The 259-nt window shown below is 51.7% G+C and carries 3 tRNA genes; all 3 read left to right on the top strand.

Going from position 1 to position 259, the window contains the following annotated elements:
• Position 1 precedes the first annotated feature (1 nt).
• The 3 genes from V5P19_RS23885 (at position 2) to V5P19_RS23875 (ending at position 257) form a co-directional block, all read left to right on the top strand.
• Positions 2–77 (top strand) — tRNA-Lys (locus V5P19_RS23885).
• A 28-nt stretch (positions 78–105) separates the two neighbouring features.
• Positions 106–181: transfer RNA gene (locus V5P19_RS23880), tRNA-Val, on the top strand.
• A gap of 3 nt (positions 182–184) precedes the next feature.
• Positions 185–257 (top strand) — tRNA-Lys (locus V5P19_RS23875).
• Positions 258–259: the final 2 nt, after the last annotated feature.

Genomic DNA, 259 nt, shown 5'->3' with positions numbered 1-259 from the left:
TGGGTCGTTAGCTCAGTTGGTAGAGCAGTTGACTTTTAATCAATTGGTCGCAGGTTCGAATCCTGCACGACCCACCACTTAACGCAATTACTAGCAGTACAGAGTGGGTGATTAGCTCAGTTGGTAGAGCATCTCCTTTACACGGAGGGGGTCGGCGGTTCGAGCCCGTCATCACCCACCACTCGGGTCGTTAGCTCAGTTGGTAGAGCAGTTGACTTTTAATCAATTGGTCGCAGGTTCGAATCCTGCACGACCCACC

It is taken from the genome of Enterobacter sp. UNJFSC 003, assembly GCF_036903355.1.
In the GTDB taxonomy this organism is placed as follows: domain Bacteria; phylum Pseudomonadota; class Gammaproteobacteria; order Enterobacterales; family Enterobacteriaceae; genus Enterobacter.
Note: the sequence above shows the minus strand (reverse complement) of the source record. Positions and strands in the feature narration are given on the sequence as shown.